At 58.9% G+C, this 21,436-nt stretch carries 20 protein-coding genes; 8 read left to right on the forward strand and 12 right to left on the reverse strand.

All coding sequences use genetic code 11. The annotated features are described in order from the left end of the window. Positions 1 to 6: 6 nt before the first annotated feature. The 11 genes from HH303_RS03905 to HH303_RS03955 form a co-directional block, all read right to left on the reverse strand. Positions 7 to 420 (reverse strand): EcoRII N-terminal effector-binding domain-containing protein, encoded by a 414-nt coding sequence (locus HH303_RS03905; protein ID WP_169623873.1) that lies wholly within the window; start codon positions 418 to 420, stop codon positions 7 to 9. 3 nt (positions 421 to 423) lie between these two features. Then, complete coding sequence (locus HH303_RS03910; RefSeq protein WP_169623874.1) at positions 424 to 2,382, reverse strand: DEAD/DEAH box helicase; 1,959 nt, start codon at positions 2,380 to 2,382, stop codon at positions 424 to 426. 239 nt (positions 2,383 to 2,621) lie between these two features. Further along, a complete protein-coding gene (locus HH303_RS03915) occupies positions 2,622 to 3,575 on the reverse strand; it encodes a pentapeptide repeat-containing protein (protein WP_169623875.1) in 954 nt (317 codons plus the stop codon). Between the two features lie 133 nt (positions 3,576 to 3,708). After that, on the reverse strand, positions 3,709 to 4,530 hold the full coding sequence (locus HH303_RS03920; RefSeq protein ID WP_169623876.1) for a pentapeptide repeat-containing protein: 822 nt from the start codon (positions 4,528 to 4,530) through the stop codon (positions 3,709 to 3,711). Positions 4,531 to 4,887: 357 nt separating this feature from the next. Further along, positions 4,888 to 6,000 carry a TraI/MobA(P) family conjugative relaxase gene (gene traI / locus HH303_RS03925; RefSeq protein WP_169623877.1) on the reverse strand — a complete coding sequence of 371 codons (1,113 nt, stop codon included), beginning with the start codon at positions 5,998 to 6,000 and terminating at the stop codon, positions 4,888 to 4,890. Next, the gene (locus HH303_RS03930) at positions 5,997 to 6,587 is read right to left on the reverse strand and encodes a hypothetical protein (protein WP_169623878.1); all 591 of its coding nucleotides are present in this window, start codon (positions 6,585 to 6,587) and stop codon (positions 5,997 to 5,999) included. The genes traI and HH303_RS03930 overlap by 4 nt, the downstream gene beginning before the upstream one ends. Next, positions 6,562 to 6,801: a hypothetical protein gene (locus HH303_RS03935; protein WP_169623879.1), complete on the reverse strand. Its 240-nt coding sequence runs from the start codon at positions 6,799 to 6,801 to the stop codon at positions 6,562 to 6,564. The genes HH303_RS03930 and HH303_RS03935 overlap by 26 nt, the downstream gene beginning before the upstream one ends. Before the next feature lies 1 nt (position 6,802). Beyond that, the gene (locus tag HH303_RS03940) at positions 6,803 to 7,135 is read right to left on the reverse strand and encodes a plasmid mobilization protein (RefSeq protein ID WP_169623880.1); all 333 of its coding nucleotides are present in this window, start codon (positions 7,133 to 7,135) and stop codon (positions 6,803 to 6,805) included. Between the two features lie 7 nt (positions 7,136 to 7,142). Next, positions 7,143 to 7,727, reverse strand: coding sequence for a toprim domain-containing protein (locus HH303_RS03945; protein WP_227421500.1), 585 nt, complete (start codon positions 7,725 to 7,727; stop codon positions 7,143 to 7,145). Between the two features lie 164 nt (positions 7,728 to 7,891). Next, a complete protein-coding gene (locus HH303_RS03950) occupies positions 7,892 to 8,950 on the reverse strand; it encodes an ATP-binding protein (protein WP_169623882.1) in 1,059 nt (352 codons plus the stop codon). A 5-nt stretch (positions 8,951 to 8,955) separates the two neighbouring features. Next, positions 8,956 to 9,678: a response regulator gene (locus HH303_RS03955; RefSeq protein ID WP_227421501.1), complete on the reverse strand. Its 723-nt coding sequence runs from the start codon at positions 9,676 to 9,678 to the stop codon at positions 8,956 to 8,958. Between the two features lie 94 nt (positions 9,679 to 9,772). On the opposite strand from HH303_RS03955, the gene HH303_RS03960 reads away from it, so the two are divergent. The 3 genes from HH303_RS03960 to HH303_RS03970 are packed head-to-tail and all read left to right on the forward strand — an operon-like array spanning position 9,773 to position 15,275. Further along, complete coding sequence (locus tag HH303_RS03960; protein WP_169623884.1) at positions 9,773 to 10,819, forward strand: efflux RND transporter periplasmic adaptor subunit; 1,047 nt, start codon at positions 9,773 to 9,775, stop codon at positions 10,817 to 10,819. Positions 10,820 to 10,821: 2 nt separating this feature from the next. Beyond that, on the forward strand, positions 10,822 to 13,851 hold the full coding sequence (locus tag HH303_RS03965) for an efflux RND transporter permease subunit (protein WP_169623885.1): 3,030 nt from the start codon (positions 10,822 to 10,824) through the stop codon (positions 13,849 to 13,851). Positions 13,852 to 13,892: 41 nt separating this feature from the next. Continuing rightward, positions 13,893 to 15,275, forward strand: coding sequence for an efflux transporter outer membrane subunit (locus tag HH303_RS03970; RefSeq protein WP_169623886.1), 1,383 nt, complete (start codon positions 13,893 to 13,895; stop codon positions 15,273 to 15,275). 89 nt (positions 15,276 to 15,364) lie between these two features. Here the strand turns inward: HH303_RS03970 and qhpR are convergent, their stop codons facing one another. Next, entirely contained in the window at positions 15,365 to 16,399 is a 1,035-nt protein-coding gene (gene qhpR / locus HH303_RS03975) for an AraC-like transcriptional regulator QhpR (protein ID WP_169623887.1), read from the reverse strand. Between the two features lie 202 nt (positions 16,400 to 16,601). On the opposite strand from qhpR, the gene HH303_RS03980 reads away from it, so the two are divergent. The 5 genes from HH303_RS03980 (at position 16,602) to fabG (ending at position 21,398) form a co-directional block, all read left to right on the forward strand. Then, on the forward strand, positions 16,602 to 17,735 hold the full coding sequence (locus tag HH303_RS03980; protein WP_169623888.1) for an ABC transporter substrate-binding protein: 1,134 nt from the start codon (positions 16,602 to 16,604) through the stop codon (positions 17,733 to 17,735). A gap of 93 nt (positions 17,736 to 17,828) precedes the next feature. Beyond that, positions 17,829 to 18,908 (forward strand): ABC transporter ATP-binding protein, encoded by a 1,080-nt coding sequence (locus HH303_RS03985; RefSeq protein WP_227421502.1) that lies wholly within the window; start codon positions 17,829 to 17,831, stop codon positions 18,906 to 18,908. Next, entirely contained in the window at positions 18,908 to 19,762 is an 855-nt protein-coding gene (locus HH303_RS03990; protein ID WP_169623890.1) for an ABC transporter permease, read from the forward strand. The genes HH303_RS03985 and HH303_RS03990 overlap by 1 nt, the downstream gene beginning before the upstream one ends. Continuing rightward, on the forward strand, positions 19,762 to 20,586 hold the full coding sequence (locus HH303_RS03995) for an ABC transporter permease (protein WP_169623891.1): 825 nt from the start codon (positions 19,762 to 19,764) through the stop codon (positions 20,584 to 20,586). The genes HH303_RS03990 and HH303_RS03995 overlap by 1 nt, the downstream gene beginning before the upstream one ends. Before the next feature lie 32 nt (positions 20,587 to 20,618). Then, positions 20,619 to 21,398 carry a 3-oxoacyl-ACP reductase FabG gene (gene fabG, locus HH303_RS04000; protein ID WP_169623892.1) on the forward strand — a complete coding sequence of 260 codons (780 nt, stop codon included), beginning with the start codon at positions 20,619 to 20,621 and terminating at the stop codon, positions 21,396 to 21,398. Positions 21,399 to 21,436: the final 38 nt, after the last annotated feature.

Consider the following 21,436-nt stretch of genomic DNA (forward strand, 5'->3'; position numbering starts at 1 on the left):
CCCCTTTCAAAGCTGGAGCACGCGCCAGCCGGTACCAAGTTTCAGGACCCTCCCAGATACCTCAGCCTGCTGCCTGCGCGCATGTGAAACCATGAAGCGGTCGCCGTCTCTTGACAGGATCACCTCGTCGCCTACGCCTAGCCCGGCCTGGCGGATATACTTAGTCATCCGCGTTAGGCGGTACTCGTTGCGGGTGCCCTCAAAAAGGGCATTATTGTAGTAGATGAACGCAAACTCCCAAAACGTCCCACTATCGTCAACAAAGCGCAGGTGGACGCGCGGATTGTAGAGGCTTGCATCGAGCTTCGGAAAAAATGACAGCAGCGCGGAATCCTTGGGCACAAGGATACCGGCCTGATGACCGCCCGTCTCGCCTGTGTCATTGGCACTCAAAACCTTTACGATCCGTCGTTCAGTCATGTCCTACTTTCCTACCCGCCTGGATGGTGAACGATTCAGTGCTGCAACAATATCACCATAGTCGTCATCTTTGCCTTCAATTCCGATAATCGCGGTGTCGGAAAGTGCGCGCTTGCGTGTTAAACGCTCGTCCACCACGTCTTCCACGGTATCGGCGACAAGAAGGCGATGCACCGTCACCGGCAATTTCTGACCGCGCCGGTGAGCGCGAGCGGAAGCCTGGTCCTCTAGGGCGGGATTCCATTCGGGATTATAGTGGATGACATGGTTTGCGGCGGTGATGTTGAGACCAGCGCCGCCCGCCTTGGGATTTAGAATAAGTGCCGCACCGCCCTGGATGGCGCTGAAACGGTCGATCAGCGGCTGGCGATCGTCGATGCTTAGGCGACCGTCAATGATCCCGGCAAAAGCGCCAAAGCGGGTCTCAATGTGTCGCGAGATAATGTCGGCCATCGCAGTAAACGACGTGAAGATGATAACCTTTTCGCCTCGCGCAAATATTTCCTCCACGATCTCGTCTAAGCGGCGGAACTTGGAAAAAGTCATGGGATCGGACGTGGCGGAGTTACCGGCTATCAGACTTGGATGGGCACAGAAGCGGCGTAGCGATGAGAGGGCGACAAGAGTTGCGGCAGCGCCGTACTCTACCATGATGCGCTCGCGCTCAGCGTCATAGGCGGCAGCGTCGTCCTCATCCAACTCAAGCACTTGGGGAATGTCGATGCGCGGCGGCAGGTCTTTCGCAACCTCGGCGACCCGCCTGCGTAGCATGAGTGGCGACACAAGCGGTTCCAGCCGGGCCGCGCCGACCACGTCATCGGAGAACTGCGCCTCGAAGGATTTGACGTCGCCGAGGTGGTCGGGAATCACAAAATCCATTATCGACCAAAGATCGAGCAAGCGATTTTCGACTGGGGTGCCGGTCATGGCCAGACCGGAGTCGCGACGCAGGCGCTTAACGGCTTTCGTGCGCTGGGCGCGCGGATTGCGGATGAACTGCGCCTCGTCAAGGATGACCACTTTCCAATGGATCATGTTGAGCAGACTATTGTCGCCCACGGCGTTGTCATAGGACGTGATAACCACGTCATAGCCATGCAGTTCGGCTGGGCGGCCCGTGCGCAGCGGGCCATGATGTTTTAGCACGCGCAGGTGCGGCGCAAACCTGGCGATCTCGCGCCGCCAGTTTTCCAGCAGCGAGCCGGGAACTATAACCAGGGCCGGTCGCAACAGTCCATCGCCGGAATCGCTGAGTGCGGCAATGACCTGCAAGGTCTTGCCAAGGCCCATTTCATCGGCCAGCAGTCCACCGATGCCTTCCGCCAGCAGGAACTTGAGCCAACGCCAGCCTGCCAATTGGTAGGCATGGAGCGTGGCATTGACACCGGCGGGAACACCGTCGGCAGGTGGGGTAAAAGCGAGCGGGGAAATCGTCTTGTCGGCCATCTGGTCATCGACCGCGCCGCCCTCCGCGCCCGCCTTGCGCACGGCAAGAAAGGTCCGCAGCGAGCGGGCCGGACCGATGCTCGCGCCGGTGCTATACAGCAGATCTAGGACTTCCTGAGCCGCTTCCGGTTCGACGGGATGCCAGACGCCATCGGCGATCCGGTAGCCGCGCTCAAGGTCGGCAACATCCAGCTCAAGCGTCACCTCTCTAGCACTGCCAATAATGGCATAAGCGGGGATACCTTCTCCGCTATCCACAATTGCCAGGGAGGACGATAATGGATAGCGCGAGGCCCGCAGACCATCGGCGACGGTAGGAATCCACGGCTCAGACGGGCGGCGTTCAACAAGCGCAAGATATATATCTTTTGCCGAGGCCTGAATCCTGTTGCCCTCGGGATCGAGTAACAACATTCCGCCCCCAGATATTTCCCACTTTCCTTTCAGGATCGCCCCCTTGGATCGGTTTAGCACCAACTCATCTAATCTGAAGCCAAAACTAATCCCGTCATCCATTTTCGAACAGGATCGGAAGACAATTGCCCTTGCTTAGAGGACAACCTCGCTCACAACCTGACTTCACCTCGTCCCCGCTGCCTTATCGGCGTCGGCAGGAGGTATAGCGACCCGCGCGACGGCGCTTTGCACATGTCCGGATATCCGGAACCACTTCGCTTTAGCCAGAATCGGGCTCTCCCAAACCTTTGGACGAGTACCTAGGGCTCAGACCACTAACGCCACAAGACATTCGAATATTACTGTTGAACGCGACGAGTCAAACACGGCATCCGTGGCTGTTGCCTCCCTCTGTTTAGAAATGCGGGACGCCCATCATCTATACAAGTTATATTGATTTGTTGCTGAGTAATTGTTGCTGGAGTTAGATTTACGACTCGGCCGCCATCAGTTGGTCCCAATATAACCTCTGTCGTACGCTCATTTAAAGGTAGGGCCGCTTGAATCGGCTCTTTCACTGCCGCCGCAAGATCAGCGCGGAGATCAGCACCGGAGATATTTACTCCCTCCAAATTCGCGCCAGACCAATCTACAAATGTTGCGTTAGTATCAGATAGGTCTGACAAAGATAAATCGGTATTCTTAAAGATGGCGTGAGAGAAGTTCGCTTTTGTTAGGTCGACAAAAATTATTCTCGCACGACTAAAATCTGCGCGACGAGCTATCGCTCCAGCGAGAGTGGCTTTTGATAGGTTTGCGCCCGTGAGATTTGCACCTTCAAGATTGGCATAAGAAAGATCTGCATGAACCAGTATTGCTCCCGCCAAATCGGCGTTTCGCAAGTCTCCCCCACTAAGGTTAGCACCGGTCAGGTCAACTCCTGCCAATGACATCCCGTTTAAAGAAACATTTTCACGAACCAAGAATTCTAGTATTGGAAGCGTGCCTCTCCTCGCAGTTCCGGGCTCATTCACCGCCGTGAGGCTGGCTATTTGCGCTTTTAGCTGTGCATTCAAAACAACTCTGTCGATTTTCCTTTGCTCATAGTCGTTCCAAAGACTAACAACACCTAAGAGTATCGCGGCTGCACCAACAAACTCCACAAAAACTCGCAAGCTAGAATATTTACCCCAAGCCCAAAACCACCATTCCGCGAACAACTCTACCGGCGCAAACGCCATCATCGTTGGGTGAAATCTACTACGCACTTCTTGCCATTTTGGTTTATCTTTATTTTTCCTGCCATCATTCATTTTATTTCTCCCAATATTCACTAAATCAAAATTTCATTTGTAAATTAAATTATATTGTGTATTATAACATTGTACTCATCTTATATACCTCAACACAATCCATATTGACAATCTCATGCCAGTGTATTTCCAATTATTCAAAATATTCATTATATTTGTATCGAGAACAGACTCTGCCAGACCATCTAAGTCCTTCAGGAATCATCGGCGGGCCCATATCAAATGGAAATTGACATGTTACATCAATTTGTCTTTGAGTAATATTCGGTTCTGCTCCGGGTCGGTTCATAAGAATAGCCTCGCTAAGATCAGCACCCGTGAAATCTGCTTGGGTGAGATCGGCGCCAATAAAGTTAGCACCCCAAAGAAGAGACCGACCTAGTTTTGCCGATTTCAACATCGAGTTTTCAAACTTACTTTTCATCACGATGGCACCACGCATGTCTGCAGCAACCATTTTTGCGTCACTGAAGTTCACTCCAGTCAAATCTGCGCCACGAAAGCTCGCGCCATTGAGATTTGCACCGCTAAAATCAGCTCCCAACAAATAAGCATTACTTAGATCGGAAAATGACAAATTGGCGCCCTCAAAATTAGCATTGGGAAGATACGCCGACGGAATTTTTGCGCCCGTCAAATTTTCATACCTTAAATCCAATTTTAAAAACGGGTGCCCAAATAACACAAGTTTTTCAAATGTTTTCTTTTTTACTTCATTATCGCTGCCGGAATCATTAAGAATATCTAACAACTTTACTATTTCCGGATCTTGGCGGAAGGCACCATCGTCAGAGAATGATACAGGATTTTGGGCGCTATCTTGATATACGAAATACAACAAGCCTCCGAAGAAAAAGGCAGCAAAAAGGGTCCTAAACTTTACAATTTCCCTCAATATCTTGTTGCGGCGCAATAGATCACCAGACTTTCGCAATCGTTGACTCAGGGTGTTCATTTGCTGTGGTGCCTTGGAGGTCGCTCGGCGAACGATGTTGATCTACAAGACACCACCCTTCGCTTAACAGGGCTATAGATCAAGTTATCTCGATTTCTTCTCCATCGCGCAGCCATAGAGTGATTGTATCATTATATGCTATCATAGGAAGCGATAATTTGGTGAGGGACAATGCAATTACGCTCTTCTAATTCCTGTATCAGTTTTCTGTTAAGGAACAGCGAACCTAGAATATTTTTGAACACATTCTTGGAGAAATCCTAAGCGTTTGACCGAAACGCAAAATTATAGTGGAGCTTAGCGGCGGCAGTTATGATTTGAGGACAATGAAAAAGAATTACGTTTCCCTGCCTATCGCTACATACTTATTTTGGCAGATGTCGACTGCAGTGATTTTTCGGTTGTTCTTGTTTCAAGTTTTCCTATGCCATCATACAAACCTCGATGGCTGAGGATCAGCGCCATCGCGAGCGGATCGTTCAGCGCGTCGGCATAGAGGAAGGTCTTCCAGTTCCGATAGAGCTTCCCGACCAGGCTCGGCGCCTTCGCCTGGCGGCCGCGCATCGTCGCGTACTGCCGCCACATCGGCCCCATGCCCGGCAAGCGCTTCGACGGCCGCACCCGGTCGAACCGGGTCATCTTTGCCGGCGCGCTGTGGCGTGATGGTTCGAAGACGCCCAGCTTCTCCTCAAGGGCCTTCCGGGAGAAGCTCCGGCCGAGCGTGCTGGCCTTGATCCCCTTCCCACTTTTGAGCGTCAACAGCGCCAGTCCATTGCCGCGTTTGGCGAAGGCGAGACCCTCCTTCGCGGCGAGGTCCTGGAGCTGCGCCCAGGTCTTCGCCGTGCCGAAGGTCTCCGCTAGGCGCTCGCGATGTTCGAGGATCTTGCGCTCTGTCGAGGCTTCCCAGGTCGTCGCCTCGTAGTCGCGTGCCTTCGGCGTCAGCAGTCGCTCGATCGGGTCCTTGTCCTGTTTGATGCCGGGCTGAAGGCCGTATTTCTTCTCCATCTCCCGGCAGGTCCGGGCAAGCGCCTTAAAATCCTGTTTCGGCTCGTGGATCGTCAGCTTCTCTGGATGGATCTTCGAATAGGCGATATGGATGTGATAGTGATCCGTATTGTCATGCGTGCCGGCGACGCGAGCATGATCCTCGAAGCCGAGCGCCCGGGCGAAGTGCCGCTCGATATCCTTCAACGCATCGAGGTCCGGCTTTTCGCCGGCGGCGAAGCTGACGACGAGGTGATAGGTCTTGTCGGCCTTGGAGCGGGTATTGAGGCTGTGCGCCGCCATGACCTCCTTCACCGCCAGGTCGAGATCCTCGAGCTCTGTGCCGGCATTGGCGTTGACGATCCAGAGATGATCGAGCTTTTCGTTCCCCTCCTTGGCTGCCGCGATGTAATAGGCGCGTTTGGAGAAGGGCGGCGGTTTGTCCGCCGCCCTCTCCTTCTTCTCCATGACCTTGTGCGCGATCACAGCGCCGGCCCGTGTCCCCGGTCTCGGCCTCTTGCACGAGCCGGCTCCGGCCCGAGACCGAGCGCCTGACGCTGATCGGCGATATAGGACTTCTCGGCGGCTCGGAGATTGGCCCGGCGGATATCGACGATCCGCTTTTCGTCATCGGACAGACGCGCCTTGTCCATGTTGAGCAAGCGCGCATTGTGCGACTTGAAGAACTGGCGGGCCTCGTCGATCGGCAGATCGCCGCTCCGGCTCTTGTGCGAGCGGTAGGCCTCATCGACCTGGCCGCGATAGCGCTCCGGATCGTGGACCTTCTCCGAAGTGATCTCGGCGGCCGCCAGTTCGTCGAGCGCACTCGCGAGACTGCCCTGCATCGCCGGGCTGTTCGAGAAGAACACCCGCTCGCTCTCCAGCAGCATGCGCTCGGCACCGAGGATCGTTTTCACGTCCCCCGCCTGCCCGACTGCTCTGAGGTTTTCAAGGATGTTTCCCCGCACTTCACTGAGATCGGCCGCTTCCCGCGTGACGGAGAGATTGTCTATGGCCCACTTTTCCTGAAGAGCAAGTGTCGCAAAACTATCGATCAAGCCATCCCGGTCCATACTTCTCGTCCGCCCGCTTCGTATTGAACCCCTTCTTGCGCACCCAGTCCGCACCCATGGACTTTTTCGCCGCCATCAGCGCTTCCGCCGGGGCTTCGATTTCACGCATAAGGGCATCGTAGGTTTCCATGTCGCCGCGTGCGAACGCGTCGTTGAGCGCCCGGCTCAAGGCCTGGCGCTTCTTGCGTTCCTCTTCGCTGATCACCTGGGTCATCTCACAGATCCTTCACGATGGACTTCAACTCGGCTTGCGTATTTCTGATCTTAACAATCAGCGATTCCACATCCAAGGTCTCGTCCGGCGTCTCCACTCGCCACCCGTCGTCATCGAGCGCCAGGCGCAGCAGGTTGCCCAGCCGCGCCTGGTCCGCGTTCACCTTCAGGAGATCGCGGATCGTGTTCGCCCGTTCCGGCGCCGGCACCTGCATGCCGGTGACGATCCGCCGGATATAGTCGGAGATCGAGAGATTGGCGGCACCGGCCTTGCCGACGAGTTCCGCCTTCTCCTCGACCTCCAGATAGCACTTGGTCAGTATCTTCTTCCCCATGGCGCCGTCACATCGCCAGGGACTGGGCGCGCCCCGCCGTCTTGCGTTCTCCCGTCTTGCGCTCCGGAGAGAGCGGGCGCGGCCGGCCGATCACCGCATCGAAGATATCCTTTACGACCGCCTTGCCGGCGCTCCGGGCCTTGTCGTTGAAGTCGGTCATGCCGGCCTCGCGTTCCGCCGGCGTCAGCCCCGGATTGACCGAGATTCCGCCGACCGCCTTTGCCGCCTCTTCTCCCTTGCGGAGACCGGCGTTCCGGTCCTTGGCGTGATCATCATCGGCCGCGATGAAGATCCGCGCCTCCGGATGCTTTTCCCGGATCTTCTCGGCGACAGCGCGGAGATTGCCGGCGTCGAAGGCAACGACGACGGGAAGGCCGGTCGCTTCGTGGATCGTCGCCGATGTGGAATAGCCTTCGCCGATCACGACCGGGCCTTTCTCCTCAATGTCCCCGATCGTGTGATAGAGGCCTGCCTTGCGGCCGCCCTTCAGGAAGCGCTTCTCGCCATCGGACGAGATCCTCTGAAAGTTCCACATCACCCCATTCTCGTCTCTCAACGGAACAAGGAGGCCGCCATTGTCGTCTTGGCGCATCCCATGCCAACCGACCTGCTTAGCCATGAGATAGGGATGTGATCGATCCCCCCTGGAGGACTGGTTCCAAATCCCCCGGGGACACCAACATTTTCTGCTGATTCGCTTGGGACCGATTCTATGGTCCCACGGGCTGTGATCTGCCCCCAAAGAATCGGACCATTTCACGCGCGCCAAACCAACTCGAACACGGTTCCCCCGGCATCAGAGGCCTTGCACGAAACTTCGACTTTATGCGCGCGCGCTATCGCCTTGACCACGGCCAAACCCAAGCCGCTGCCCTGACCGGAACGCACGGCTTCGGCGCAGTAGAAGGCCTCGAATACGCGCTCCCCGATTTCACTTGGAATTCCAGGCCCAATGTCCTCCACCTGCAGATGGGCCAGGCCGTCGCGTTCAAAGGTGCGGATATGCAGCGGGCCAGGGGTTGCATGCTGAATGGCGTTGTCCAGCAATGCCAAAAGGGCCTGGCGCATTCGCACCGGATCGCAAATGACCTCGATGTCCGCCAATTCCAGCACCGGTGAGAAACCGGCGGACCGTAAGGTCGGTTCGAAGGGGTTCACCGCGGCGCGGATTTCGTCGGCGAGGTTGCATTCCTGCAGGTGAACCGTCAGGCGCCCGCTTTCGCCCAATTCCAGCAGGCGCAGATCTTCGACCAGCCGACTTAATCCTTCCACCTGGGTCAGCAGCCCGGAAATCAGTTGGGGCGTCGGTTGGAACACCCCTTCAGATAGCCCTTGAAGACGGCCGCGCAATACCGTCACCGGCGTGCGCAGTTCATGCGCAATCGCGGCGTTCCAGAATTCCCGGTCCCGCGCCATGTGCTGCAAACGTTCCGCCAGGTGGTTGAAATCGGAAACAAGGCGCGTCGCTTCGCCCATCGACCCGTCATCGGCGCTAGCACGCGCGGTCAAGTCACCTTCTGCCACCCGCCGTAAATTATCTGCGACGGAGTTGAGCGGCGTCAAAATCCGTTGCGCCAGTTTAACCGCGACCCAGGTTGCCAGCGCCAGTGCCGCGAGCATCGTTGCGGCCATCCATGTCAGTTCGGCCGGGGCGGGCAAGAGATCATCGGAAACACTGTTCGGGGAGTAAGTCAGGACAGCCGCATAGAACACGTAGGACCCGCAGATCACCAGTAAGACCACACTGAACGCCAAGGCCATCATCGACAGGGTGATCTGACGGCGCAGTCCGGAGGCCTTCTGCTGCTCGGACATCGGGGTCACGCTCCGCCCAGACGATAGCCGACGCCTCGCACATTCGCAGGCACGCCGGTCACCCCCTCCGCTTCCAGCTTTTTGCGCAGCTTGCTTAGATGGCTATCGACGGTGCGTTCCAGCGCCTCCCCCTCTGGCAGGCAAGTTTCCAGCAGCTCGGCCCGGCTGAACACCCGCTTCGGTGTCCGGGCCAGATGCGCCAGCAAACGAAATTCGGTGAGTGTTAGGTCGAGCATCCGTTCGCGTCCACCCTCTCTCTCCACCACGACCTGATGCTCCTCCAGATCAACCCGAAAGGCAGCAAACCGAAGAACGCGGCGAGAAGCATCCTGGTCCTCCCCACTCGTCCGTCGCAGCACCGCTTTGACCCGGGCCACGACCTCCGCCGGGTTGAATGGTTTCACAACGTAATCGTCGGCACCGATGCGCAGCCCCATCAGCTTGTCGATGTCCTGATCCAGCGCCGTCAACATGATCACAGGGGTGTTGCCGCGATGGCGAACCTCGGTCAGCACCTGCCACCCGTCCAGGCGTGGCATCTGCACATCCAGCAGCAGCAGATCCGGTTTCAGCGATAAATGCAGGTCCAGTGCGCGGCGCCCATCCTCGGCCCGGACGACACGGTTCTCCGCGCGTTCGAGATAGGCGGCCAGAATATCGGCGATGTCGGGCTCGTCCTCCGCTACCAGGATCAGGGCTTTCTTTTCCACAGTCGCATATCCATCCATTTCGATCTCCATCGTATCTCCACATATCCTCGATTCAAACGCAACCGGCCTATGGGACTCAGGCATCGTCTGAAGTCCTAAGATCGGCGGAGCGATGAAACAGAAAATCTTACTTGGGGCGGCGCTGTTGGGCGCGGTGGCTTATGCGGGGACCTCGCTGTCGAATAGCGTACCGGAAATCGTGCAACGCGCAGAGCCGGAAGCAAGCATACGAGTTACGGTCACCACACCGCAGGAAAAGCGGGTTGTTGAGCGCGCCGGCGTGACCGGGAGCCTGGTCCCGCGCGAGGAGATCACCGTGTTTGCCGAGATCTCAAGCGCCCGCATCCTGAGCCTGTCGGCGGAAGTGGGCGATGTCGTGCGCAAGGGCGACACGCTTGCCGTCCTCGATACGGAAGGCGTCCGCCTGCAGGTCACGCAGATGGAAGCGGAGTACGCCAAGGCCCGTGACGAGTTTGCCCGCGTGAACTCGATCAAGGATACAGGGGCCGTCAGCAAAAGCCTTGTCACGGAAAAGAAGAACGCCATGGACGCCACGAAGGCCCGGCTGGAGGAGGCGCGGCTGGCCTTGCGGCGAACCGTCATCATCGCGCCCGAGAACGGCGTTATCTTCGAGCGACGGGCCACAATCGGAGGTTTGGCGAACACCAGTGAGGCGCTGTTCCGCATTGCCCGAGATGGCGAAATCGAAGCGGAACTGCGTGTTCCGGAAGAGGTCGCGAGTCGGGTCCTGCCCGCAGCAGCCGTCAGCCTGTCGGTTTCGGGAATACCGGAACCGCTGACGGGGAGCGTGCGTTTGGTATCGCCACGGATCGACGCCACTGACCGGTCCGCACCGGTTCGCGTGGCGATCGCTGCTGGCGCCGGGTTGAAATTTGGCAGCTATGTGCATGGCGACATCGCGCTGGATGCCGTTACGGCCCTTGCCGTGCCTGCGACATCCGTCCAGAGGGACGCCGCCGGTGCTTTCGTGTGGACGGTCGAGGCCGAAGGCCGGATCACCCGTCAACCCATCACCTTGCGTCTTCACCAAAATGACGTAGCCCTCGTGACGGGGGTGACGGCCCAGCAGCGCATCGTCGTTCGTGCCGGCTCGCTCATCGGCTTGGGCGATGTCGTGACGACAATAGAGGTCCGTTGATCATGTCCATGCAGGTTTCCACCTGGGCCATTCGCAACCCAATCCCGCCAATCGTCCTGTTCCTGGCCCTGACCATTGCCGGTCTGTTTGCTTTTTCGAAGATTCCGATCAGCAGCATGCCCAATGTCGTCGTGCCGGCGGTCAGCATTACGATAAACCAGCCCGGCGCGGCGCCGAGCGAGATCGAGACCCAGATCACCCGCGGCGTCGAAGGCGCCCTGGCGGGGCTGCGCGGGGTGAAGCACATCACCTCGGTGATCTCTGAAGGCGTGTCCGCGACAACCGTCGAATTTCATTTGGGGATCGATTTCGACCGCGCGATGAACGACACGCGCGACGCTGTCGCCAATATTCGCGACCAGTTGCCGCGTACCATCCAGGAACCGCAGGTCCGGCGTGAGGAGGCAGACGACGGATCGCTGCTGTCTTACGTCGCCGATGCGCCGGAGATGCGACCGGAGGATCTGGCCTGGTTTATCGACGATACAGTTACTCGAAATCTGCTGTCCGTTCCGGGCGTCGCAAAAGTGACACGCCATGGTGGCGTCTCGCAAGAAATTTCCGTCATCCTTGATCCCAAGCGGCTATCCGCCTTCGGTGTAACAGCCGCGGATATCAGCCGACAACTGGCCCAAACCAGCGCCGACTTTGCCGGGGGGCGCCTGGTTCAGGCGGGCACCGAATATAGTGTGCGGGCGCTGGGCGGGGCAAAATCCGTGGCGGCGCTGCGCGACACGTGGATTGGTCTTGGTTCCGGTCGCAGTGTCCGTTTGGGCGACATTGCCGACATCATCGACGGCGGGGCGGAGGCACGCTCGATCACCAGGATCGACGGAAAGCAGGCGGTCACCTTCTCCGTGCAGCGCGCGAAGGGAGCGAGCGAGATTTCGACCGGTGCTGCCATCAAGACAGCAATTGCGGAGATTCAGGCCGCCAACCCCTCCATCGTCCTCACCGAAGTCTTCTCGTTCGTCGATTTTACACAGACCAGCTATGATTCGACGATGTCCGCCTTCATCGAAGGTGCAGTGCTGACAATCCTGGTCGTCTTCTTCTTCCTGCGGGATGGACGCGCGACTGCGCTGGCGGCCCTGACCATCCCCCTATCAATCATCCCGACATTCCTTGTCATCCATCTGTTGGGATTCTCGCTGAACTTCGTCAGCCTGATGGCGATATCGCTCGTCACCGGCGTGCTGGTCGATGATGCCATCGTCGAGATCGAGAATATCCACCGTCATATGGCGTCGGCAAAAAAGCCCTATGACGCCGCCATGATCGCCGCGGAGGAAATCGGCCTGGCGGTGGTGGCGACAACGGCCGTGATCTGTGCCGTATTCCTGCCCGTCAGTTTCATGGGGGGCACAGCCGGACAGTTCTTCAAAGAGTTCGGCGTGACTGTGGCCGTGGCCGCCTTCTTCTCGTTGGTTGTCGCGCGGATGTTGACGCCGCTGATCGCCGCCTATTTCCTGAAAGCGCCCCCACACAAAGCCGAAGCAGTGGGTGGTTTGACGGCACTTTACCGCCGCTTGGTCGAATGGACGCTGGACAATCGCGGCAAGACGGTGGGCATCGCGGCGATCAGCGTTGCCCTTTCCTTCGCGCTGTTGCCACAGCTGTCGACCGGATACCTGCCTTACGAGGATTATTCGCAATCCAGCCTGACGATCGAACTGCCACGTGGGTCCACACTTGCGCAGACGGACGCAGTCGCGCAGCGCATTGCAAAAACCCTGAGGAAGCGTCCGGAAGTGCTGTACGTGCTGACCAGTTCCGGCGGCGATGCGGGCGTGAATGTTGCGAGCGTGGAAGTCAAGCTGGTGCCGCCGAATGCACGGTCGATCAGCCAACGCGACTTCGAAAGCCTGGTCCTGCCGGAACTGATGGAAGAGCCCGACATTCGCGTGAAATTCGCCAACTCCGCCGGGGCGAAGGACATCAGCATCGCCCTCATTAGCGAAAATGTAGAGGCGCTGGAAGCAGCGGCCGTGGCCATCGAACGCGACATGCGAACCATCCAGGGCATCAACTCCGTAGGCAGCACAATGCCCCTGGCGCAGCCCGAGATCCTGATCATTCCCGATTTCGCCAAGGCGGCGCAGCTCGGCGTCACGGTCCAGGCATTGAGCGACGCGGTGAACATCGCCACTATGGGCGACACGGAAAGCAGTCTCGCCAAGCTCAATCGCGACGGGCGACGTCTTCCCATCCGGGCGCGCCTGGCCGCTGGTTCAGAGACAACCTTGGATACCATTCGGGAGTTGCGGCTTCCAACGGTCTCCGGCGGCTCTGTGCCGCTCGGCACCGTCGCCGATATCCGTTTCGGCGCCGGTCCGGCAAGCATCGAACGCTATGACCGCCACCGTAAGATCGCGGTGGGGGCGAATCTTGACGGCCTTGCCCTGGGCGATGCGATGACCCAGATCCAGGGGCTTCCGTCGATGCGCGCGCTGCCCAAGGATGTCGAGGTCCGCAACACGGGCGATGCCGAGGAAATGGACGATCTGTTCTCCCGCTTCCTGACCACGATCGGATTGGGGATGATGATGGTCTACGCGATCCAGGTTCTGCTCTATAAAGACTGGATTCAGCCCTTCACCCGTATGGCGGCGTTGCCGCTCTCGATCGGTGGCGCCTTCCTTGCGCTGCTGCTGACCGGCACCGATCTCAACATGCCGGCAGCCATCGGGATATTGATGCTGATGGGCATCGCCGATAAGAATTCGATCCTGCTTGTCGATTACATGGTCGAGCGTATCCGCGGCGGCGCCGACCGGCGCGAGGCGATCATCGAGGCGTGCACCATCCGTGCCCGGCCGATCCTCATGACCTCTCTGGCCATGCTGGGGGGCATGGTGCCCGTCGCCGTGGGGTTCGGTCTCGATACCGCCTTCCGCGCCCCGATGGCGATTGCCGTCATCGGTGGGCTGATCTCTTCCACCGCCCTGAGCCTGGTGTTCGTGCCCATATTGTTCGACTACGTGCGCGACCTGGAGGAGTGGCTGGTGCCCCGGCTCCAGCGCATGCTCTGAGCCACGCTTTCCCAGACAAGCAGCTGTTAAGGACCGATCCTATGCGTTTCACCATCCTACTCGCGCTCTCGCTGACGATGTCGGCATGCTCTTTCGTACCGCAACTGCAACTGTCGGAGCCGCCAATCCCCGCAGCCTTCCCCAACCGCGAGGCGGCGCCGCCAGGCCCAAGCGCGGCCGGGCTGGACCGGGCCGAGCTGATCCGGGACCCGCGTCTGCTGCGCATCATTGATCTAGCGCTTGCTAATAACCGGGACTTGCGCCTGGCAATGCTCAACGTCGAAGCGGCACGTGCGCAGAACGGCATCCAGACCGCGAACACGCTGCCCGGCGTCGATGCCCAGGCTTCCTACAGCCGGGAGCGGACGGCCGGACAGGGCGAGCAACAACCCGTGATCGCAAATCAGTATGGCGTGTCCCTGGGGCTGAACGCCTTTGAACTGGATCTGTTCGGACGGGTGCGTGCCATGTCGGAGGCTTCCCTTGCCGAATACCTTGCCAGCGAGGAGGGGTATCGGGCGGCGCGGGTGACCCTGATCGGGGCCGTTGCCGACGCGTATTTTGCGGAGCGTCTGGCGGTTGAACAGCAAGCGCTGGCCGAACGAACACTGACGGATTGGCGCTACTCGCTGGAGCTTGCCCGGGTTCTTATGGAAAGTGGGCGGGGCGGCAACATGGACGTGGCTCGCGCCGAAGCCCAGGTGGCGGCGGCGGAGGCTGATCTGCAGGCGCGAGAACGGGCCGTCGCGCAGGCAGGCAACGCACTGCGCCTGGTGGTTGGGGCGGAATTGCCGGCGGATCTGCCGCCGCCCCTTGCCCTCGATAGCGATCCGGTTATGACGCAATTGCCAGCCGGTCTTCCCTCTGACCTGCTGCTCAACCGCCCTGATATCCGTCAGGCGGAACGCGCGCTCGCCGCCGCCAACGCCAATGTGGGCGCGGCGCGTGCTGCGTTCTTCCCCAAATTGTCGCTGACCGCCGCGTTCGGTTATACCTCACCCGCTCTGGCCGCTTTGTTCAGTGCCGAACACAAGGGTTGGAATTTCTCCCCTCGCGTAGGCCTCCCGATTTTCGATGGCGGACGGCTGGACGCGGAACTGGACCTCGCAAAGACTCGCAAGAACGAAGCGGTGGTACGGTACGAGAAGGCAATCCAGACGGCGTTCCGCGAAGTAGCCGACGGCTTGGCGGGAAGCGCCACCTTCGGCGCCCAGATTAAGGCGCAAGCCCGCGCTGTGGTGGAATCCGCGCGCGCAGTGCTTATGGCAGAAGCACGGTATCGCGCCGGGTTGGACAGCCGCCTGGAACTCTTGGATGCGCAGCGACAGCTTCAGGCCGCACAACAGGCGCTCTTGAGTGTGCGTCGCGAGGAGATCGCCAACGCCGTATCGCTTTACAAAGCGCTGGGTGGCGGGGCCGCGTAACTCATACCAAACGGCCTCCGGCAATCCCCGGACGGCGCTCAACGAAATCGGGCGTCGCCCGTTTGCGTGTCGGGGGGAACGATAGGACGTCACATACGCCGATAGCGATGCGGGCTCATCCCGGTCCAACCGCGGAAGGCGCGGGAGAACGCGGAGAGTTCGGAATAGCCGAGACAATGGGCGATTTCGGTCAGGCGCATATCCGGGTCTTCGAGATAATGCAGGGCCAGTTCCTTGCGCGCCGCGTTCACCAATTCCTGAAAAGTGACGCCGTGCTGACGCAGCTGTCGTTGCAATGACAGGTCGGTCACGCCCAGGATGCGGGCGATTTCGGCGATGCTGGGCGGGATGTCGCCAAGCTGCAGTTTGATCTGATTGCGGACCGTCGTCGCAAAATCTTCCGGGTTCTGGTGAATCTCGCAGCGCGTCTTCAGGAACGGTTCGATGATGGAAAAAAGATACGGATCCTGATTGGGCATCTTGGCGTCGAGATCCCGTCGGCGGAAGGCGAACGCGTTTGTCCGTCGGCCGAACTGCACCGGCGCGCCGAATATCTTTTCATGAAAATAGGCGCTGTCCGGCGCGTCATGTTCGAAGCGAACCTCCAACGGCACCCAACTGGGCCCCAATGCCTCCCTGAAGATGTTCAGGAACATTCCCATGGACAGTTCCGCGTCCTGACGGCGATTGGTGATCCGGTCGTCGAAGATGCGATAGCTCAGCCAGAAGACATCGCTGTCCTCCCGGATCATGCCGAAGCTGGACTGGCCTTGATGGGCGGGGAAATAGATTTCGACGTTGCGAAGGGCGGCCGCGAGCGTCGGTGAACTGATCGCGGCGTAGCCGATCGCGCCCAAGCGACGCGGTTCGAACTTTTCACCGAAATGAAGGCCGAACCGGTCGTTGCGCGTTTGCCGGGCCGCTTCCTCGAACAGATTACAGAAATCGGAAAGCCGCAATTCGTTGAACGGATTGGTCAGGTCGTCGGGGCGAATCGAGACATTACCAAGTATGCTGTCGGCGTCTCCGCTGAACCGTTCGATCAGTTCAACAACGCCGGTTGCCGCCGACGCCAATATGGTCGACGGTGCGACAATCGCGCTTGGATGAGATGCCCACTCCATGTTCCTGCGCCCCACTTCGCATTAACGCCAGTGGGAATTTAAGCACGCCTTTACGCCGTTGTGTACCTTTCTGACCATCATCCCGAACCGACCGCCGCTGTTAAAAATCGGATCGATGATGTCAAGCGCGGCGTTTTGGTGACGCTAACGTTACAAAATAATTATGAGTTTCGACATATCTAGAACAGTGGAGGTGGGTAACATGAAACTGACTCGACGTGAGTTCAATCTGGGGCTTGCTGGCACGTCCGGCCTGGCCTTGCTGGGGGCATCGGGCCCGGCGCGCGCGGCCCGCAACAACGAAATGAACATCCTGTGCTGGGAAGGCTACAACACGGACGAGGTCCTTCAGCCGTTCCGTCAGGCGCATCCGGGAGCGTCCGTTAAGGCCGAAAGCGGTACGTCCGATCCGGACATGATCAACAAGCTGAGGGCCGGGGAGGTCAATGTTTGGGATCTCATCAACCTGAACCAGCCTTGGGCGCGGGGGCAATTGTATCCGGAAAAGCTGATCAAGCCGCTGAACAAAGATCGGTTCATGCCCTATTTCGAGAAGATGTCGCCGGACTTCGCCGCGCCGTATCCGCTGGCTTTCGCCGACAACGGCGATCTGATCGGCATGCCGCAGCGTTACGGTCCGTTCAGCTTCGTCGTCAACACGGACAAGATCAGCCGTGAGATGGCCGAGGATCAGGGTTGGAACCTGTTCCTGGATCCGGCCATGAAGGGCCGCTACGGCGTCCTGACATACGACAACTGGAACATCATCCATATGTGCCTGACGGGCGGCCTGGATCCGTTCAAACCGGTCGAAGGCGCCGATCTGGATACGTTCCGGGCGACTGCGGACGCGATTTTCGGCGGCGCGAAGCTGCTGACCGACGATCTGGTGGCGATGAATCTGGCGCTGATCAACGGGGAAATCGACGCGTACTTCACCGGCGGCACATACACCGCCTCGCCGGCGCGGTATGACGGCGCGACGAATGTGCGTGGGATCACGCCGAATTCGGGACCGGTCGACGGCAAGGGCGGCGTCGTTTGGATCGAGTTGACCTCCGCGGTCAACAATCCGAACCCGTCGGACCTGGCGGAGGAATTCCTGGAATTCGTCCAAACGCCGGACATCTGCAAGGCAGTCGCCTTTGCGGAAGGAACCTACAACCCGATCAGCCAGATGGGGAACGAAGAGGTCATGGCGAAGTTCGACAGTGACGAACTCGACGCCATCCAGTGGGATTCTCTCGGCGAGGAAATGTCGCGCTCCCTGGATTATCAGGTGGTCGCGTCCTACGACAAGCTGAACGAACTCTACAACGCCGCCAAGCGCGGTTAACCCCGGTTCGCGACGGACGGTCCGGCGGGGTTTTGTACCCCTGTCCCCGCCGGACCTGAAGTCGCGTGAGGCGTGACAAAGACGAACATGGATATGAAACCAGTTTTACGGCTTAAGAACATCGTCAAACGGTTCGGCGAATTCGTTGCTTTGCACGGGATTGATCTGGATATCGAGGATGGCGAGTTCCTGACCATCGTCGGGCCGTCGGGCAGCGGGAAAACGACATTGATCCGCCTTCTGGTCGGCATGGACAATCCGACGGAAGGCGAAATCTGGCTGCGTGACAAACGGATCGACACAGTCCCCGCGAACGCGCGTCCGACCTGTATGGTGTTTCAGTCATTGGCGCTGTTTCCGCATCGGTCGGTCGGGGAGAATATCGAGTTTCCCCTTAAAATACGCGGTGTGTCGAAAACGAAGCGCAAGCAACGCGCCTTGGAGCTGTTGGAGCTTCTAAGGCTGCCCGAACATTACTATTCCAAGCGCATCAACCAATGCTCCGGCGGGGAGCGGCAGCGTGTCGCCCTGGCGCGGGCGTTGGCGTTCGATCCCGAAATCCTCTTCTTCGACGAACCGCTTTCCGCACTCGACTATCGTCTTCGCAAGACGCTGGAAAAGGAACTGAAGGATCTGCATGAGCGGACCGGCAAAACCTTCGTCTACATCACCCACAGCCTGGAGGAGGCGATGGTGATGTCGGATCGGATCGCAATCATGCGCTCCGGCCGGTTGGAGCAGGTGACCGACGCCGAAGGCATCTATGCCCGGCCCGTCAGTCGCTTCGTCGCGGAGTTCATGGGCGAGGTCAATCTGTTCGACATCGAAGGCACCGCCCAAGGCAGCGTTCGCAGCAAGGGCGTGGAAGTGCATGTGAACGGCGCGAACGGGGATAACGGGGTCGACCTCGCCCCCGGCGAGACGGCGACCCTGATGGTACGCCCCGAATTCGTTCGCTTCCTGAAATCAACCGAAACCAACGATTTCGTTGTGAAGGGACTGTTGCGGGCCGAATACGCCCTGGGATCCCGAATGCAATATTTGGTGGAAGCCGCGGACGGATCGCATCTGACCGTCGAGAAATTGCGCGAGGATCGTTATACCGGCGCGATCGGGGATGAAGTCGTCCTCGGTTGGGATATCGATCACACGCATTTCATTCGAGGTGACTGATGGAACGCCTCGACAATAAACTCGGCATGTTGAACGCCTTGCCGATCTTCTTCGTGCTGATGCTCAGCTTCCTGGCGCCACTCATCGTCGTGGCGGCCTTTTCGGTTATGCCGCAAAAGGTCTTCTCTCTGTTCAACGCACCGGATTTTTCCGCGTATATGACGATTGTGGAACAGGGCTACTGGCGGTCCCTTGTCTGGTCCTTGGGCATGGCCTTCGCCTCGACGGCGGTGCTTTTCATTCTATGTTGGCCGCTGGCCTTCGCGATGGCGAAGGTGTTCGGGCGCTTCACCCTGATCCTAACCATCGCGGTCGTGGTCAGTCTGTTCGTGTCCGAGAATATACGCCTGTTCGGCTGGATTCTGACGTTGATGAAGGGCGGATTGATCGAAGGGCATCTGCGTGCCCTGTTCGGGACGGAAATGGACGGCGTTCTCTACAACGTGCCGGTCATCGTCTTCGGGCTGGTCTACGTCTATTTCCCCTTCATGCTGTTCCCCCTGGCGCAGGGGATTTCCATGGTTCCCGACGATGCCCGACAGGCGGCGACCGATCTGGGGGCGTCCCGCTGGCGGATTCTGTGGGAAATCGATCTACCGCTCGCCGCGCCGGGGATCGTCGTCGGCTCGCTGCTCAGCTTCGTCTTGGCCGCCGGGGCGCTTGCGGAATCCAAATTACTGGGCGGTCAGGTGGTGATCGTCATGGCGGACGAGGTGGAAACGGCGTTTACCTACGGTCAGGATTGGCCGCTCGGCTCCGCCCTGTCGATGGTGCTGATCGCCATTATCGGGACGCTTGCGATATTCGGCGTGTCCAAGGTCGATCTGGACCGGATCATGGGGAGGAAACGGTAATGGAAACGTCCCGGACGACACGCATCGTATTGTACGCATACGGTATTCTGGCCATCCTGTTCCTGTATCTTCCGCTGGTGTCCATCGGTTTCGCGTCGGTGTCCAAGGCGCGCTATCTGACCTTTCCCATCCGGGACTATTCCACGCGATGGTACGGCAAGGCCTTGGAAAGCTCGACTGTCGGCGATTTGCTGGTCACCTCGCTGACCATCGCCGGGATCGTTACGGTGATTTCCATGGTTGTCGGCTTCTTCGGCGCCCTGGCCTTTGCCCGCTATCATTGGCGGTATCGCAGCCTGTTCCAGAAGTTCATCCTACTGCCGATTTTCTTTCCGCAGACGGTCTTGGGGCTGGCCCTGTTGATGTGGTTCAACGCCTTGGGCGTCATCCCGTCCTGGAAGACGGCCATCGTCGCGCATCTGGTCTGGATTTCGCCGATCGCTACACTGGTCATCGCGATCCGGGCATATTCCTTCGATCCGGCGTTGGAGGAAGCGGCCAGGGATATGGGGGCGTCCACCAAGACCATCCTGCAGGAGGTGACCTTGCCGCTTCTGATGCCGGGCGTGATCTCGGCGGGCCTGTTCGCCTTCCTGCTGAGTTGGGGGAACTTCCCGTTGTCGCTGTTCACGACCGGGGCGGATTCGACGTTGCCGGAATGGCTCTACGCCAAGATGGTGTCCGGCTATTCGCCGTTGGTGCCGACATTGGGAATTCTGTCCGTCATCGCATCCGTCATCATCCTGTTGGCGGCGCTTTTGGTGCCGCGTCTGGTGACCTATCTGCGATTTCTCAAGGAACAAGAGCTCGAATTTAGCGAGTGAATGACGAAACGAACATTAAGGGAGATATCAACATGCTGACTTCGATTAAGGGCCGTAGCGTCATTGTTACGGGTGGGTCGAAAGGGATCGGTCGGGGGATCGCCACGGTTTTCGCCCGTCAGGGAGCGAAGGTCATGATCGCGGCGCGCGGTGCCGACTCGGCGAAGGCGGCGTCCGATGCGATGAACGCGGAAGGCGCGACCACGTCCTGGACCACCTGCGACGTCTCGGACTGGGATTCGGTGCAGGCCATGGTCGCCAAGACCGCGGAGGTCTTCGGCGGCGTCGACATCCTGTGCGCCAATGCCGGCATTTTTCCGCAGACCAAGATGGTCGATATGGACCCGGCCGAATGGGATCGGGTCATGTCGACCAATTTGCGCAGCGCCTTCCTCTGCGTGAAGGCCTGCATTCCGCAGTTCGAAAAGAACGGTCGGGGCCGCGTGGTGCTGACATCGTCCATCACCGGGCCGATCACGGGGTTCCCGGGTTGGGCGCATTACGGCGCGTCGAAGGCGGGGCAGTTGGGTTTCCTGAAAACCGCGTCGATGGAGCTGGCCCGCTACAAAACGACGATCAACGCCGTGATGCCGGGCAATATCTATACCGAAGGCCTGCAGGATTTGGGGCAGGACTATTTGGACACGATGGCGGCCTCCATTCCGTTGAAGCGGCTGGGCGCGGTGGAAGATATCGGCAACGCGGCCCTGTTCTTCGCGTCCGACGAGGCGGGCTACATCACAGGACAACAGATCGTGGTCGACGGGGGGCAGACGATCCCGGAATCGTTGGAGGCGATTCAGGAAATCTGACCTCGCCCCGATCCAATAACAGTTTTTTGAAGGAGGAA

Source organism: Pacificispira spongiicola (genome assembly GCF_012926505.1).
Lineage (GTDB): Bacteria > Pseudomonadota > Alphaproteobacteria > UBA8366 > Aestuariispiraceae > Pacificispira > Pacificispira spongiicola.